Below are 15,165 nucleotides of genomic sequence, written 5' to 3' on the forward strand. Positions count from 1 at the left end.
GGTGCGCGGCGGGGCCCGGCTGCGGGAGGATCAAGGTATGCACCCGCGCGCCGGCACCCCCGCCCAGCCCTCCGACCTCGTCGACGTCGACGCCCTGCTGACCGCGTACCACGACCGCGAGCCCGACCTCGACGACCCCGCGCAGCGGGTCGTGTTCGGCACGTCGGGCCACCGCGGGTCCGCGCTCGACGGCGCGTTCAACGAGGCGCACATCGTCGCGATCACCCAGGCCATCGTCGAGTACCGCCGCGCGCAGGGCACCGACGGCCCCCTGTTCATCGGGCGCGACACGCACGCGCTGTCCGAGCCCGCGTGGACGACCGCGCTCGAGGTGCTCGCGGCGGCCGAGGTCGAGGTGCACGTCGACGCGCGCGACTCGTGGACCCCGACGCCCGCGGTCTCGCTCGCGATCCTGCGCCACAACGGCGCGGGCACCGCCGCGGGCGTGCGCACGCACGGCCCGGGCCTGGCCGACGGCATCGTCGTCACCCCGTCGCACAACCCGCCGCGCGACGGCGGCTTCAAGTACAACCCGCCGCACGGCGGTCCCGCCGGCTCGGACGCGACCGGGTGGATCGCGGACCGCGCCAACGAGATCCTGCGCAGCGGGTGGCGGAACGTGCCGCGCGTGGGTGTCGTGCAGGCGCTCGCGGCGCCCACGACCCGCAAGCACGACTACCTCACGTCGTACGTCGACGACCTCGCGAACGTCGTCGACCTCGACGCGATCCGCGCGGCGGGCGTGCGCATCGGCGCCGACCCGCTCGGCGGCGCATCCGTCGAGTACTGGGGCGCGATCGGCGAGCGCTACGGGCTCGACCTCACGGTCGTCAACCCCGAGGTCGACCCGCGGTGGGCGTTCATGACCCTCGACTGGGACGGCAAGATCCGCATGGACTGCTCGTCGCCGTACGCGATGGCGTCGCTGCTCGAGCGCATGCAGCCCGGCCCCGACGGGCGGACGCCGTTCGACATCGCGACGGGCAACGACGCCGACTCCGACCGGCACGGCATCGTGACGCCCGACGCGGGGCTCATGAACCCCAACCACTACCTCGCCGTCGCGATCGCGTACCTCTACGGCGGCGCGCGCCCCGGCTGGCCCGCGGGCACCGCGATCGGCAAGACGCTCGTGTCGTCGTCGCTCATCGACCGCGTCGCGGCGTCGCTCGACCGCCGCCTGCTCGAGGTGCCGGTCGGCTTCAAGTGGTTCGTGCCCGGTCTCATCGACGGGTCCGTCGGGTTCGGCGGCGAGGAGTCCGCGGGCGCGTCGTTCCTGCGCACCGACGGCACGGTGTGGACGACGGACAAGGACGGGATCCTGCCCGCGCTGCTCGCCTCCGAGATCCTCGCGACGACCGGCAGGAGCCCGTCGCAGCACCACGCCGAGCTCGTCGACCGGTTCGGCGAGTCGTTCTACGCGCGCGTCGACGCCGCGGCCACGCGCGAGCAGAAGGCGACGCTCGCGGCGCTCTCTCCCGAGCAGGTCACGGCCACCGAGCTCGCGGGCGAGCCGATCACGGCCAAGCTCACGCGCGCGCCGGGCAACGACGCCGCGATCGGCGGCCTCAAGGTCACCACCGAGAACGCGTGGTTCGCGGCCCGCCCGTCCGGCACCGAGGACGTCTACAAGATCTACGCCGAGTCGTTCGTGTCCCCCGAGCACCTCGCGCAGGTGCAGGAGGCCGCGAAGGACGTCGTCGCGCAGGCGCTGCAGGCCTGACGCCCCCGGGGACCGTGACCGGATCGCACTCTCACGCCGCACGGAGAGGGTGACCGGATCGCACTCTCACGCCGCACGGAGAGGGTGACCGGATCGCACTCTCACCACCCCGGGTGACCGGATCGCACTCTCGCGCTCCACGGGAGAGGTGACCGGATCGCACTCTCGCGCTCCACGGGAGAGGTGACCCGATCGCACTCTCACGCTCTGCAGGAGGGGGTGAGAGTGCGATCCGGTCACCGGGTCAGCGGTGGTCCAGCAGGTCCTGGTACTCGGCGTGCCGCGCGACGTACGCCTTGACGAACGGGCACAGCGCGACCACGCGTCGCCCCGACGCGCGCACGTCGTCGAGCGCGCCGCGCACGAGCGCCGAGCCGACGCCCTGCCCCTCGGCCGCCGGCTCGACCTCGGTGTGCGTGAACACCACGCGCCCGTCGTCGACCACGTAGGCCGCGAGGCCCAGCAGCTCGCCGCCGGGCGTGCGCGCCTCGAACCGGCCCTCGGCGGGCACGTCGGTCACCACCACGTCGCTCATGGCGTCGATCATGGGCGACCGCCGCGGCCCGCGCACGCGTGGCGGAGGGTGTCGGCGACGGGTGCGAGCATGAGCACATGCTCCAGACCTACCGGGACGTCCTCGCGCGCCCCGGCGCACTCGCGTTCTCCGCCACCGGTGTCGTCGCCCGCCTCCCCATGTCGATGGTCGGCATCGGCATCGTGCTCATGATCTCGTCGCTGTACGGGTCGTACGGGCTGGCCGGGCGGGTGTCCGCCGCGATGGTCGTCGCGCAGGCCGCGGGCGGCCCGCAGATCGCACGCCTCGTGGACCGGTACGGGCAGGCGCGCGTCATGCGCCCCGCGATCGTGGTCTCGGCGACGAGCATCGTCGGCCTGATCGTGGCGGCGTCGGTGCACGCGCCGTCCGCGTGGCTGTACGTCACCGCGGTGCTCGCGGGCGCGACGATCGGGTCGTTCGGCTCGCTCGTGCGCGCGCGCTGGACGCACGTGCTGGGCGACGACCCGCGGCGCATCCACACCGCCTACTCGCTCGAGTCCGCGCTCGACGAGCTCGTGTTCGTGGTCGGCCCCGTCGCCGCGACCGCGCTCGCCACGAGCGTCGCGCCGACCGCCGGGCTGATCGTGCCCGTCGTCGCGATGCTCCTCGGGGGCCTGGCGTTCCTGTCGCTGCGCCGCACCGAGCCCGCCGTCGCCGCGGCGCACGAGCCCCGCCCGCGCGGCAGCGTGCTCGCGCGGCCCGGCATGCTCGTGATCATCCTGGTGTTCGTCGCGATCGGCGGGATCTTCGGCGCGACCGACGTCGCCACCGTCGCGTTCGCCGAGGAGCAGGGCAGCAAGGGAGCGGCGGGCCTGATCCTCGCGGTGTTCGCGCTCGGCTCGCTCATCTCCGGGCTGCTGTACGGCGCGCGGCACTGGGTGTCGCCGCTGCACCGGCGGTTCGCGATCGGCGTGGTCGCGCTCGCGATCGGCGTGTGCGCGTTCTTCCTCACGCAGTCGCTGTGGGCGCTCGCGGGCGTCATGTTCGTGGTCGGGTTCGCGATCGCACCGTCGATCATCAACGGCAACGCCCTGGTCGCGGAGCTCGTGCCGGCGGGGCGGCTCACCGAGGGCCTGACCTGGGTCGGCACGGGCCTGAGCGTCGGGGTGTCGGTCGGGTCGTCGCTCGCCGGCACGCAGATCGACGCGGGCGGCTCGCACGCGGGCTTCCTCGTCGTCGTGGCCTCGGGCGCGGCCGCGCTGGTCGCGACGCTGGTCGCGCTGCCGTCCCTGCGGCGGCAGGCGGCGGCGCGTGCGGGCGCGGACGCGGCGTCCGACGCACCCGGTGACGTGCCGACGACACCCCCGGACGCCGGTCCGGCCGCGGGCGCGGACGCGCTCGCCGACGCGACGTGCGTCGAGGACCAGCCGACGAGCCCCACCGCGGGCGCGGCCGTCGCGGCTGCCGAGCTGGCCACCGACCGGACGGGCGACACCCCCGGGCGCTGACGGCCCTCGGCTCCGCACCTCGCGCGTCGTGCGGCGCCCGGCAGGTCCGGTCGTGCGGAGCACACCGCACCCGGGCGCGGACCGCGACACCCGGGCGACCCTGCGCGAAGTCCTGGGCCGGGGCCGGTCGCACCCCTAGGGTGACGGCCGTGAGCAGCGCTGCCCTCGCCCCGACCGTCGACGACGCGACGATCGCCGCCCTGACCCGCGTGGTCGCCCCCGTCGGGGAGCTGACCGGCGCGACCCCGCTGACCGGCGGCTACTTCGCCACGACGTACGCGGTCGACCTCGCGGACGGCACACGCGTGGTCGTGAAGACCGCGCCGACCGCGACCGAGCGGCTCATGACGTACGAGCTGGACCTCGTGCGCTCCGAGGCGCTGGTCTACGAGCTCGCGGCGGACCGGCCGGAGCTGCGCATGCCGCGGCTGCTGCGGTTCGACGGCTCGCGCACGGACCTGCCGGGCGACGTCGTCGTCGCGTCGTTCCTGCCCGGCACGCCCTGGCAGGAGTCGGGCTTCGGGAAGGTCGACGAGGACCCGCGCGCGGCACGCACGCAGCACGAGCTCGGCGTGCTCATGGCGCGCCTGCACGCCGTGACCGGTGAGCGCTTCGGTTACGTGCGCTCGGTCGCCGAGCCCGCGGGCTCCGACGGCCCCGCCGGGGCGCGGCTGCACGGCGACACGTGGCCCGAGGCGTTCGGGCGCATGGTCGAGGCGATCCTCGGCGACGGCGTCCGGTGGGGCGTCGACCTGCGGCCCGACGACGTCCGCACCGTGCTCGCGCGCCACCAGGGCGTGCTCGCCCGGGTCACGACGCCCGTGCTGGTGCACGGCGACCTGTGGGAGGGCAACGTCTTCGTCACCGACGAGGGCGAGCTCGTCGGCGTCATCGACCCCGAGCGCGCGCTGTGGGCGGACCCGCTGATGGACCTGATCGGCGCCGACCAGTTCGGGCGCGACACCCCCGCGCCGCGCCTGCTCGCGGGGCTGCGCGAGGGCGGCGCGCCGCTGAGCCTCGACGACGAGGACGCCTACGTACGCTTCATGCTCTACCGCATGTACATGAGCATGATCCTGCACGTCGAGGCCGAGCCCCGCGGGTACGACGGCGAGGGCGGCGCGTGGTACCGCCGCACGTCCGGCGAGCTCCTGAGCTGGGCGCTGGACGAGCTGCTGCGCCGCTGAGCACGCACGTCGCCGGGCACGACCGCCCAGCCCGGCGCACCGACGAGGCGCCGACGTCTCGCGGCTCACACCCCGTGCGGGTGCGGGCACCCGGTGGCGGGCCGACGATGAGGAGGAACCCCACCACCCCTCGGAGGTCCCCCGTGGCACGTCGCACCGTCGCCGACCAGCTCGTCTCGCAGATCATCGCCGCGGGTGCGCGGCACGTGTACGGGATCGTCGGGGACAGCCTCAACCCCGTGGTCGACGCGGTGCGGCGCGCGCGGGAGGACGGCGCCGACATCGAGTGGGTGCACGTGCGGCACGAGGAGGCGGGCGCGTTCGCGGCGGCCGCCGAGGCCGAGATCACGGGCCGGCTCGCGGTGTGCGCCGGGTCCTGCGGGCCCGGCAACCTGCACCTCATCAACGGCCTGTACGACGCGAACCGCACGCGCGTGCCCGTGCTCGCGATCGCGTCGCACATCCCCTCGGCGCAGATCGGCACGCAGTACTTCCAGGAGACGCACCCCGACCGGCTGTTCCTCGAGTGCTCGGTGTACTCCGAGCTCGTGTCGACCGCCGAGCAGGCGCCGCGCGTGATCCGCTCGGCGATCCACCACGCGTACGGCGCGCCCGGCGTCGCGGTGCTGAGCCTGCCGGGCGACGTCGCCGACCAGGCCGCGCACGACGACGGCGTCGACGTGCTGACGCCGCCGCCCGCACCGCGCGTCGTGCCCGACGCGGACGCCGTGCAGGCGCTGGCCGACGCGATCGACGCCGCGGGCAAGGTGACGATCTTCGCGGGCGCCGGCGTCGCGGGCGCCCGGTCCGACGTGCTCGCGCTGGCCGACCGGATCGCCGCACCCGTGGGGCACTCGCTGCGCGGCAAGGAGCACGTGCAGGTCGACAACCCGTTCGACGTCGGCATGTCAGGGCTGCTCGGGTACGGCGCGTGCCAGGCCGCCATGGAGGGCGCCGACCTGCTGCTGCTCCTGGGCACCGACTTCCCCTACGACCAGTTCCTGCCGTCCGACGTGCGCACCGCGCAGGTCGACGTCGACCCCACGCGGCTGGGCCGGCGCACGCGCAACGACCTCGTGGTGCTCGGCGACGTCGGCGAGACGCTGCGTGCGCTGCTGCCGCTCGTGCAGCGCAAGCGCAGCCGTCGGTTCCTCGACAAGATGGTCGACAAGCACCGCCGCGCCATGGAGGGCGTCGTCGGGGCGTACACCAAGGACGTCGAGCACCACACGCCCATCCACCCCGAGTACGCGGCCGTGCTGCTCGACGAGGAGGCCGCCGACGACGCCGTGTTCACCGTCGACACCGGCATGTGCAACGTGTGGGCGGCGCGGTACGTCACCCCGAACGGGCGGCGCCGCGTCATCGGGTCGTTCCTGCACGGGTCGATGGCCAACGCGGTGCCGCACGCGATCGGCGCCGCCCTCGCGGCACGCGACGACGGCGGCCCGCAGCGGCACGTCGTCGCGATGGCCGGCGACGGCGGCCTGTCGATGCTGCTGGGCGAGCTGATCACGCTCAAGCACTACGACCTGCCGGTCAAGGTGGTCCTGTTCGACAACGCGACGCTCGGCATGGTGCGCCTCGAGATGCTCGTCGACGGCCTGCCGTCGTACGCGACCGACTCGCCGCACGTCGACTACGCGGCGGTCGCGCAGGCCGTCGGCATCCCGTCGGTGCGCGTCGAGGACCCCACGCAGATCCGGGCGGCGCTGCGGCAGGCGTTCTCGCACGACGGTCCCGCGCTCGTCGACCTCGTCACCGACCCGCGCGCGCTGTCGATCCCGCCGAAGATCACGCGCAAGCAGGTCGCCGGGTTCACCGCCGCGATGAGCAAGGAGGTGCTCGGCGGCGGGCTCGGCGAGGTCATGGCGATGGCCCGCTCGAACCTGCGGAACGTGCCGCGCCCCTGACGCGACCGCGCGACCCTGGCCGCGCCGTCCTCAGCCCGCGTCGAGCGCCGCGTACAGGTCGATCGCGTTGCCGTCGGGGTCGAGCAGCACCGCGTACCGCTGGCCCCAGAACGCGTCCCACGGCGCGCGGTGCCCCGTGTGACCGGCGGCGACCATCGCGGCGTACGTCGCGTCGACCCCGGCCGGCGAGCCGGCGTCGAACGCGAACGCGACGTGGTGCCCGCCGGTCGGCGGCACGTAGTCCGGGTCGAACGAGCGGACGGTCTCGACCGTGTCCCACGCGAGCAGCGTGCCGTCGTCGAGCCGCGCCTCGACGTGCGGGGCGTCGTCCTGCCCGTCGTCGATCGCGACCCCGAGTGACCGGTAGAAGCGGAGGGACGCGGCCATGTCACGCGTGACGATGCCGAGCAGACCGAGCGAGAGCGCCATGCGAGGAACCGTACGGCGTGGCACCGACACGCGGCCCCACGCCCCGCCAGGCGCGCGTCAGGGCGTCGGGTGCAGCGCGTCGTACCGCCAGAACGTGCGCTGCGCGCGCACCAGGACCCACAGCAGCACGACGCACGCGGCACCGCCCAGCACGGCGGCCCAGCCCTCGCCCACGCGGGTCGCGAGCGCGCCGAGCACGAGCTCGCCCAGGCGCGGCCCGCCCGCGACGACCACGACGAACACGCCCTGCAGCCGGCCGCGCATGTCGTCGGGCGTCGCGGTCTGCAGGATCGTCTGGCGGAACACCGCCGACACGGTGTCCGACGCACCCGCGAGCGCGAGCGTCACGACCGCGAGCGCCAGCGCGACGGGCAGCACGTGGTCGGGCGTCGTGCGGCCCGCGGTCACGAGCACGACGCCGAACGCGACGATCGACAGCCCCCACGCGGTGATCGCGACGGCGATGATGCGGCCCTGCCAGCGCACGCGCGCGAGCCCGCCCGAGAACAGCCCCGCCACCACCCCGCCCACGGCGATGGCCGCGACGAGCACGCCCGTCGTCGTCTCGCCGCCGCCCAGGTACAGCACGCCGACCGCGGGGAACAGCACGCGCGGCATCGCCGTGATCATCGCGACCAGGTCGACGAGGAACGTCATGCGCACGTTGCGCTGCGTGCCCAGGTACCGCAGGCCGTCGACCACCGACCCGAGGCCGAGCCGCTCGCGCCGGTGCGCCGACGGCTCGGGCGGCACGGGCGGCAGCCGCAGCAGCGCGGTCAGCGCGAACGTGAACAGCACCGCGTCGACCGCGTACGCCCACGCGTACCCGACGCCCGCGACGAGCAGCGCTCCCGCGAGCGGCCCGACCGTGAGCGCGGTGTTCCAGCCGATGGTCTGCAGCGCGTTCGCCGCGGGCATGAGGCGCGGCTCGAGCAGCCGCGGGATGATCGCCGACCGCGCCGGGGAGTTCACGGCACCGGCCGCGGACTGCACCGCGACCAGCCCGTACAGCAGCCCGACGTGCTCGTTGCCGAGCGCGGCCTGCGTGACCAGGCCCAGCACCGCGACCCACGACACGACCGACGCGACGAGCGCGACGGTCCGGCGGTCGTAGTGGTCGACGAGCGCGCCGCCGTACAGGCCGAAGACGACGAGCGGCACGAGCGCGCACACCCCGAGCACGCCGACCGCGAGCGTCGACGACGTCAGCGCGTAGACCTGCAGGCCGACCGCGACGACCGTGAGCTGCGCGCCCAGGTTCGCGACCGAGAGGCCGAGCCACAGGCGCCGGAACGCCGGGCTGACGCGGACGGGGGTCAGGTCGACGAGCACGGAAGGCACTCGCCGCAGCCTACGGGCGGCGCGACGCCCCCGGCCGCGCCGATCTCCGGCCCGCCCGGCGCGACGGCCGCAGGAGCGCCGTCAGGCCGGGCGCCACGCCTCGAGCGCCGCGAGCGCGTCCGCCACCACGACGTCGGGCGCGCCCGCGACGGGCACGGTCACGCCGTCCTCGTCGACCTGCAGCGGCTCGAGCGTCGCGAGCTGCGACTCCAGCAGGCTGGGCGGCATCCAGTGCCCCGCGCGGTGCACCATGCGGTCGCGCAGCACGTCGGCCGGCACGTCGACCAGCACGAACCGCACGTGGCCCTGCGCCTCGCGCAGCACCGCGCGGTACACGCGCCGCAGCGACGAGCACGCGACCACCGTCGACGTGCCCGCCGCCGCGTGCTCGCTCATCGCGTCGCGCAGGGTCCGCAGCCACGGCCAGCGGTCGTCGTCCGTGAGCGGCACGCCGTCGCGCATCTTCACGACGTTGGCCTCCGGGTGGAACGCGTCCCCCTCGAGGAACGGCCGGCCGAGCCGGTCCGCGAGCGCCTGCCCGACGGTCGACTTGCCGGTCCCGGAGACACCCATGACCACGATGTGCTCGACACCCACGGCCCTACCTTGCCATCGAGCGGGCCGTGGGTGCCGGGACGTGTCAGGGACGCGTCGCGTCCGGGTTGGCGTCGTCGGCGTCCACGAGCGGGCCGTCCGACGGCTCCCACGTGCCGGCCGCCGTCTCCGACGCGTCGTCGTCCGACCCCGAGAACCGGGCCTTCGCGGTCGACACGGCCTTGTCCTTGAGCGCGGCGCCCTGCGTGCGCGCGAACTCGGTCGCGGTCTTCTCGGCGTCCTGCACGTAGCCCTGGACGCGCGGGTCGTGCCACGTGTCCGACGCCCACGACTTGATCTTCTCGAACTGCTGGCGTCCGGCACGGGTGCCCAGCAGGTAGCCGACACCGGCGCCGACGACGAACGCGGCCTTGCCCTTCATGGGTCCTCCTTCGCGCCGGCCCCGGGGACCGACGGGTCGTTGACGGGCGGCGGGCGACCCGGGTCACCGGCACGCGCGGCCGGGTCGCCGGGCCACGTCGCCGGGAGGTTGCGAGCGTAGGTCGGGCGTGCGGCGCCCGCTCGCCGAGCGGGCCGACCGGCCCGGCGCGACACTGGCGGCACCGACGGCCGCCGGCCGTCCGAGCCCGGGAGGTCGCCGTGGCCACCGACCCCGCCGCAGCGGAGCCCGCCCCCCGCGCGGACGACGACAGCACCGGCGAGCCCGCGCTGCGCCGCACGGTCGGCCGCCGGATGCTCCTGGTGTTCGTCGTGGGCGACATCCTCGGGGCGGGGATCTACGCGCTGACCGGCAAGGTCGCCGCCGAGGTGGGCGGCGCGATCTGGATCCCGTTCGTCGTGGCGTTCGCGCTCGCGGCGCTCACCGCGACGGCGTACGCCGAGCTCGTGAGCCGGTACCCGCGCGCGGCGGGCGCGGCGGTGTACGCGCAGCGCGCGTTCGGGCGGCCGTTCGTCACGTTCCTCGTCGCGTTCGCGGTGCTCATGAGCGGCATCACGAGCGCGAGTGCCGCGGCGCGCGCGTTCGGCGGCGACTACCTCGCCGAGCTCGTGACGGTGCCGACGCTCGTCGCGGCGTGGGCGTTCGTGCTGCTGGTCGCGGTGGTCAACGCGATCGGCATCAGCGAGTCGGTGCGCGTCAACCTCGTGCTGACGGCCGTCGAGGTCACGGGGCTTCTCGTCGTCCTCGCGATCGGGGTGCGCGCGTTCCTCGCGGGCGAGGGCGACCCGTCGCGTGCGATGACCCTGACGACCGACGGGCCCGCGTGGGTGGCCGTGCTCGGCGGGACCGCGCTCGCGTTCTACGCGCTGCTGGGGTTCGAGGACTCCGTCAACCTCGCCGAGGAGTGCCGCGCGCCACGGCGCGACTTCCCGCGCGCGCTGTTCGGGGGCATCGCCATCACGGGCGTCATCTACCTGGCGGTCGCGTTCACGACGTCGATGCTCGTGGACACGGCGACGCTGCGGGAGTCCAGCGGGCCGCTGCTCGAGGTCGTACGGGTCGCGGGCCTGGCGTTCCCGCCGTGGCTGTTCGCGCTCATCGCGCTCGTCGCGGTGTCCAACACCGCGCTCATCAACATGATCATGGCGTCGCGCGTCGTCTACGGGATGTCGCGCGAGGGCATCGTGCCCGCGTGGCTGGGCCGCGTGGACCGGCGCCGCCGCACGCCGTGGGTCGCGATCGCGTTCACGACGGCCGTCGCGCTCACGCTCGTGAGCACGGGCGACCTGTCGGGTCTCGCCGACACGACCGTGCTGCTCCTGCTGCTCGTGTTCGCGGTGGTCAACGTGTCGGTGCTGGTGCTGCGGCGGCGTCCCGACGACGCGGACGCGCCCGTCGACGGCGACGAGCGCGGCGGGTTCCGGGCACCGACGTGGGCACCCGTGCTGGGCGCGGTCGTGTCGCTCGTGCTCGCGTCGCCGCTGTCGGGGCGCTCGGCCGACGTGTACGCGCGCGCCGGCGTGCTGCTCGCGGTCGGCGTCGTGCTGTACGTCGTCAACCGGCTGCTCGTGGGCCCCGCGCGCCAGGCGGACGCGGTCGCCGCGACCGCGCACCACGACGCCCGCTGACCTCGCGCCGCGGCGGTCGCCCGCTCGCCGACGGACAGCGGTACGGGTCGACGGACAGCGGCGTACGCCTGTCCGTCGACCGCGGCGCTGTCCGTCGGCAGGACGAGGGCGACGCGGGGGACGGGGCGGGCGGGGTGGGGTGGATGCGCGGGGGGGTGGGCGGGTGGGGTGGATGCCGCGGGGGTGGACGTCCTCGGGGGCGTAGGTTCGGCTACGACCCTGCCGCGCCGACCGTGAGGTGACGCATGGACCTGGTGGCCGCCGGTGTGCTCGCCGTGCTCGTGATCGTGCTGGTGACGACGTTCGCCCCCCGGGTGGGCGTCGCTGCTCCCCTGCTGCTCGTGCTGGTGGGCGTGGCGGTGAGCTTCCTGCCGTTCGTGCCCGAGATCGAGATCCAGCCCGAGTGGGTGCTCGGGGTCGTGCTGCCACCGCTGCTGTACTCGTCGGCCACCAACGTGCCGACCATGGACTTCCGGCGCGACCTGCGCACGATCTCCGCGTTCTCGGTCGTGCTGGTGCTGGTCTCGACCGTCGCGGTCGGGTTCACGCTCGACGCGCTGCTGCCCGACCTCGGGCTCGCGACGGCCATCGCGGTGGGTGCGATCGTCAGCCCCACCGACGCGGTGGCCACGTCGATCGTCCGCAAGGCGGGGGTGTCGCCGCGCATCGTCACGGTCCTCGAGGGCGAGTCGCTCCTCAACGACGCGTCCGCCCTGGTGCTGCTGCGCTCGGCGATCGTCGCGACCGCGGGCACGGTGTCGCTGTGGGGCGTCGCGGGCGACTTCGTGTTCGCGGTCGTCGTGGCCGTCGTCGTCGGGTACGTCGTGGGGCGCCTGCACGTGTGGGCGCGCGGGCACGTCACGCAGACCACGTCGAACGTCGCGATCTCGTTCGTCGTGCCGTTCGTCGCGTACCTGCCCGCCGAGCACCTGGGCGCGTCCGGCCTGGTCGCGGCCGTGACCGCGGGGCTCGTCACGGGGCACGCCGCGCCCCGCGCGCTGCGGGCGCGTGACCGCGTCACCGAGAACGCGGTGTGGCGCACGATCGAGCTGCTGCTCGAGGGCGCGGTGTTCCTCGTCATGGGGCTCGAGGTGTTCGGGCTCGTGCTCGACGTCCGCCAGGCGCACGGCAGCCTGTGGACGGCGCTGCTGCTCGGCGTCCTCACCGCGACCATCGTCATCGCGGTGCGCTCGCTGTTCGTCGCGTGGTCGGTGTGGGAGCTCGCGCGCCGCGCCCGGCGGACGCCCGCGCTGCGGGACTGGCTCGAGTCCGCCCAGGAACGTCTCGACGAGGGCCGCATGCCGCAGGCGCCCCGCTCGACCGGCCGTCGTCGCCGACGGTTCCGCGCCGGCTTCCGCGCGGGCGGACGCGTCGCGGCGGCCGCCCTGCCCGACCCGGCCGACCGCGCCGAGGCCGTGGGACGGCGCGTGCGCCGCAAGATCGCCGACATCGACTACCTCACGGCCGAGCGGTTCGGCCCGCGCGAGGGTGTCGTGCTCGTGTGGGCCGGCATGCGCGGCGCCGTGACGCTGGCGGCCGCGCAGTCGCTGCCGTCCGACACGCCGCAGCGCTCGCTGCTCGTGCTCGTCGCGTTCGTCGTGGCCGCCGGGACGCTGCTGGTCCAGGGCGGCACCCTGCCGTGGCTCACGCGACGCCTCGGCCTCACGGCCCGGGACGACGACGACGCCGAGCAGCTCACCGCGCTGCGCACCGAGCTGCGGCGGGCCGCCGTGCAGCGGCTCGACGACCCGGGGCTCGCGCAGCCCGACGGCACGCCGTACCCGAGCGCGACCGTCGAGCGCGCGCGCCGCAGGCTCGCGGCCATCGACGCGGCCGTCGAGGCGGACGACGAGCAGCACGCCGCGCAGCGCGCGTCCGACCAGCGGCTCATGGTCACGCTGCTGGGTGCGCAGCGCGCCGAGCTGCTGCACCTGCGCGACCTCGGCACCTACCCGTCCTCGACGCTCGACCGCGCGCTCGCCGAGCTGGACGCCGTGCAGATCGGCGTCGAGCTGCGCGGCTGAGCCGCGGCCACCGACCCGGGCGCGGGTGCCGGCCAGGCCCGCCCGCGCGGCACGACCAGCGGCCCGCCCGACACCGGGTCCTCGACGACCACGCAGTCGAGCCCGAACACGTCGCGCACGAGGTCCGCCGTGACGACGTCGCCGGGAGCGCCCTGCGCGACGACCTCGCCACCGCGCATCGCCACCAGGTGGGTCGCGTAGCGCGCGGCCTGGTTGAGGTCGTGCAGCACCGCGACCACCGTGCGCCCGGCGGCGTGCAGCGCCGCGAACAGGTCCATGAGCTCGACCTGGTGCGCGACGTCGAGGAACGTCGTCGGCTCGTCGAGCAGCAGCAGGTCGGTCTGCTGCGCGAGCACCATCGCCACCCAGACCCGCTGCCGCTGACCGCCGGACAGCTCGTCGACCAGGCGCCCCGACAGGTCGGTGGTGCCGGTCGCCGCGAGCGCGGCGCGCACCGCGCGCTCGTCGTCCGCGGACCACTGCGACAGCAGCCCCTGGTGCGGGAACCGGCCACGGCCCACGAGGTCGGCGACCGTGATCCCGTCGGGCGCCTGCGACGTCTGCGGCAGCAGCCCGACGCGACGCGCGACCTCCTTGGTGCGGTACCGCGCGATGTCGCGCCCGTCGAGCAGGACCTGCCCCGCGGCGGGTGCCAGGAGGCGGGACAGCGCGCGCAGCAGCGTGGACTTGCCGCACGCGTTGGGCCCGACCACCACCGTGAACGACCCGGGACCCACGTCCACGGACAGGTCGGTCGCGACCGTGCGACGGTCGTACGCGAGCGTCAGCCCGCGCGCGCTGAGGGGTGCCGGGGGGTGCTGCGTCATCGTGACCTCGCTTCGTGGACCAGGAGCCACACCAGGTAGGCCCCGCCGAGGCTGACCGTGACGACCCCCACGGGCAGCTGCTGCGGCGCGAACGCGCGCTGCGCGACCAGGTCGCACGCGACCAGCAGGAACGCGCCCATGGCGGCCGACCCGACGAGCGTCGTGCCGGGGGCGCGCAGCACGCGGCGCGCGAGCTGGGGCGCCGCGAGCGCGACGAACGCGATCGGGCCGGTCAGCGCGGTCGCGACCGCGGTGAGCGCGACGCCGACGACGACGACCGCGAGCCGCGTGCGTTCGACGCCGACGCCCAGCGCGGCGCCCGCGTCGTCGCCGAGCTCGAGCGCGTGCATGCCGCGGGACACGGCGACGACGCCGAGCAGCAGGACGGCACCGAGGCCCGCGGCGGGCCGGACCTGGTCCCACCCGACGCCGTTGAGCGTGCCGGCGCCCCACACGGTCGCCGCGACCGCGAGCCGCACCTCGGCCTGCAGCACCAACCACGTCGTGACGGACGAGATGACGGCGCTGACCCCGATGCCCACGACGATGAGACGGAAGCCCTGCACGCCGCGCCGCCACGCGAGCAGGTACACGACGAGCGCCGTGACGAGGCCGCCACCGACCGCGCCCGCGGCGACCGTCAGGTAGCCGGTGCCCCCGGAGAGCAGCACGAGGACCGCACCGGCGTAGGCGCCGTTGCTGAAGCCGATGATGTCGGGGCTGCCGAGCGGGTTGCGGCTGAGCGACTGGAACATCGCCCCGGCGACGCCGAGCGCCGCACCGAGCACGACCCCGAGGACCGCGCGGGGCAGGCGCCACCCGAGCACGACCGTCGCGGTCCTGCCCTCGGCCCGCCCGGTCAGGGCGCGCAGCACGTCGGCCGGGGCGACGGGGAAGTCACCCGTGGCCAGCGTGAGCACCGCGACCACCAGCGTGAGGACGACGAGCACGGTGACGGCGACGACGCTGCGGCGCGCGACGACGACGCTCACGCGACCGCAGCGCAGCACGAGCTCGCGCCGCCCACGGTCGAGCGGACCGGCCAGGCCGAGCGGTGCGCCGAGGTCGCCCGGGCCGGGAGCGGCCGGTGCGGGC

At 75.2% G+C, this 15,165-nt stretch carries 13 protein-coding genes; 6 read left to right on the forward strand and 7 right to left on the reverse strand.

The features are described from left to right. The first annotated feature begins 37 nt into the window (after window positions 1-37). Window positions 38-1,723 carry a phosphoglucomutase (alpha-D-glucose-1,6-bisphosphate-dependent) gene (gene pgm, locus E4A51_RS08000; protein WP_134851385.1) on the forward strand — a complete coding sequence of 562 codons (1,686 nt, stop codon included), beginning with the start codon at window positions 38-40 and terminating at the stop codon, window positions 1,721-1,723. 244 nt (window positions 1,724-1,967) lie between these two features. On the opposite strand, the gene E4A51_RS08005 is transcribed toward pgm, so the two are convergent. Then, window positions 1,968-2,258 (reverse strand): GNAT family N-acetyltransferase, encoded by a 291-nt coding sequence (locus tag E4A51_RS08005; protein WP_134851386.1) that lies wholly within the window; start codon window positions 2,256-2,258, stop codon window positions 1,968-1,970. A 77-nt stretch (window positions 2,259-2,335) separates the two neighbouring features. Between E4A51_RS08005 and E4A51_RS08010 the strand changes: the two genes are divergently transcribed. The 3 genes from E4A51_RS08010 (at window position 2,336) to E4A51_RS08020 (ending at window position 6,827) form a co-directional block, all read left to right on the forward strand. Then, window positions 2,336-3,727: an MFS transporter gene (locus tag E4A51_RS08010; RefSeq protein ID WP_134851387.1), complete on the forward strand. Its 1,392-nt coding sequence runs from the start codon at window positions 2,336-2,338 to the stop codon at window positions 3,725-3,727. A gap of 149 nt (window positions 3,728-3,876) precedes the next feature. After that, on the forward strand, window positions 3,877-4,914 hold the full coding sequence (locus E4A51_RS08015) for a phosphotransferase family protein (protein WP_240465519.1): 1,038 nt from the start codon (window positions 3,877-3,879) through the stop codon (window positions 4,912-4,914). 107 nt (window positions 4,915-5,021) lie between these two features. Beyond that, entirely contained in the window at window positions 5,022-6,827 is a 1,806-nt protein-coding gene (locus tag E4A51_RS08020) for a pyruvate dehydrogenase (RefSeq protein ID WP_206119988.1), read from the forward strand. A gap of 30 nt (window positions 6,828-6,857) precedes the next feature. On the opposite strand, the gene E4A51_RS08025 is transcribed toward E4A51_RS08020, so the two are convergent. From E4A51_RS08025 to E4A51_RS08040, 4 genes are all read right to left on the reverse strand, one after another. Continuing rightward, window positions 6,858-7,256 carry a VOC family protein gene (locus E4A51_RS08025; protein WP_134851389.1) on the reverse strand — a complete coding sequence of 133 codons (399 nt, stop codon included), beginning with the start codon at window positions 7,254-7,256 and terminating at the stop codon, window positions 6,858-6,860. Between the two features lie 57 nt (window positions 7,257-7,313). Then, window positions 7,314-8,597 carry an MFS transporter gene (locus E4A51_RS08030; RefSeq protein ID WP_046529391.1) on the reverse strand — a complete coding sequence of 428 codons (1,284 nt, stop codon included), beginning with the start codon at window positions 8,595-8,597 and terminating at the stop codon, window positions 7,314-7,316. Between the two features lie 81 nt (window positions 8,598-8,678). After that, on the reverse strand, window positions 8,679-9,194 hold the full coding sequence (locus E4A51_RS08035; RefSeq protein WP_240696419.1) for a gluconokinase: 516 nt from the start codon (window positions 9,192-9,194) through the stop codon (window positions 8,679-8,681). Window positions 9,195-9,237: 43 nt separating this feature from the next. Then, on the reverse strand, window positions 9,238-9,573 hold the full coding sequence (locus E4A51_RS08040; protein WP_087508781.1) for a YtxH domain-containing protein: 336 nt from the start codon (window positions 9,571-9,573) through the stop codon (window positions 9,238-9,240). Window positions 9,574-9,791: 218 nt separating this feature from the next. Here E4A51_RS08040 and E4A51_RS08045 point away from each other — a divergent pair, with 218 nt between their 5' ends. After that, on the forward strand, window positions 9,792-11,219 hold the full coding sequence (locus E4A51_RS08045) for an APC family permease (RefSeq protein WP_240696420.1): 1,428 nt from the start codon (window positions 9,792-9,794) through the stop codon (window positions 11,217-11,219). A gap of 245 nt (window positions 11,220-11,464) precedes the next feature. Beyond that, the gene (locus E4A51_RS08050; RefSeq protein ID WP_070319438.1) at window positions 11,465-13,243 is read left to right on the forward strand and encodes a sodium:proton antiporter; all 1,779 of its coding nucleotides are present in this window, start codon (window positions 11,465-11,467) and stop codon (window positions 13,241-13,243) included. Here E4A51_RS08050 and E4A51_RS08055 read toward each other — a convergent pair. Both E4A51_RS08055 and E4A51_RS08060 read right to left on the reverse strand, forming a co-directional pair. Then, window positions 13,168-14,070 carry an ABC transporter ATP-binding protein gene (locus E4A51_RS08055; protein WP_134851390.1) on the reverse strand — a complete coding sequence of 301 codons (903 nt, stop codon included), beginning with the start codon at window positions 14,068-14,070 and terminating at the stop codon, window positions 13,168-13,170. The genes E4A51_RS08050 and E4A51_RS08055 overlap by 76 nt on opposite strands. Next, window positions 14,067-15,116 carry an iron chelate uptake ABC transporter family permease subunit gene (locus tag E4A51_RS08060; RefSeq protein ID WP_134851494.1) on the reverse strand — a complete coding sequence of 350 codons (1,050 nt, stop codon included), beginning with the start codon at window positions 15,114-15,116 and terminating at the stop codon, window positions 14,067-14,069. The genes E4A51_RS08055 and E4A51_RS08060 overlap by 4 nt, the downstream gene beginning before the upstream one ends. Between the last annotated feature and the right edge of the window lie 49 nt (window positions 15,117-15,165).

The organism is Cellulomonas sp. HD19AZ1, assembly GCF_004535805.1.
Taxonomy (GTDB): domain Bacteria; phylum Actinomycetota; class Actinomycetes; order Actinomycetales; family Cellulomonadaceae; genus Cellulomonas; species Cellulomonas iranensis.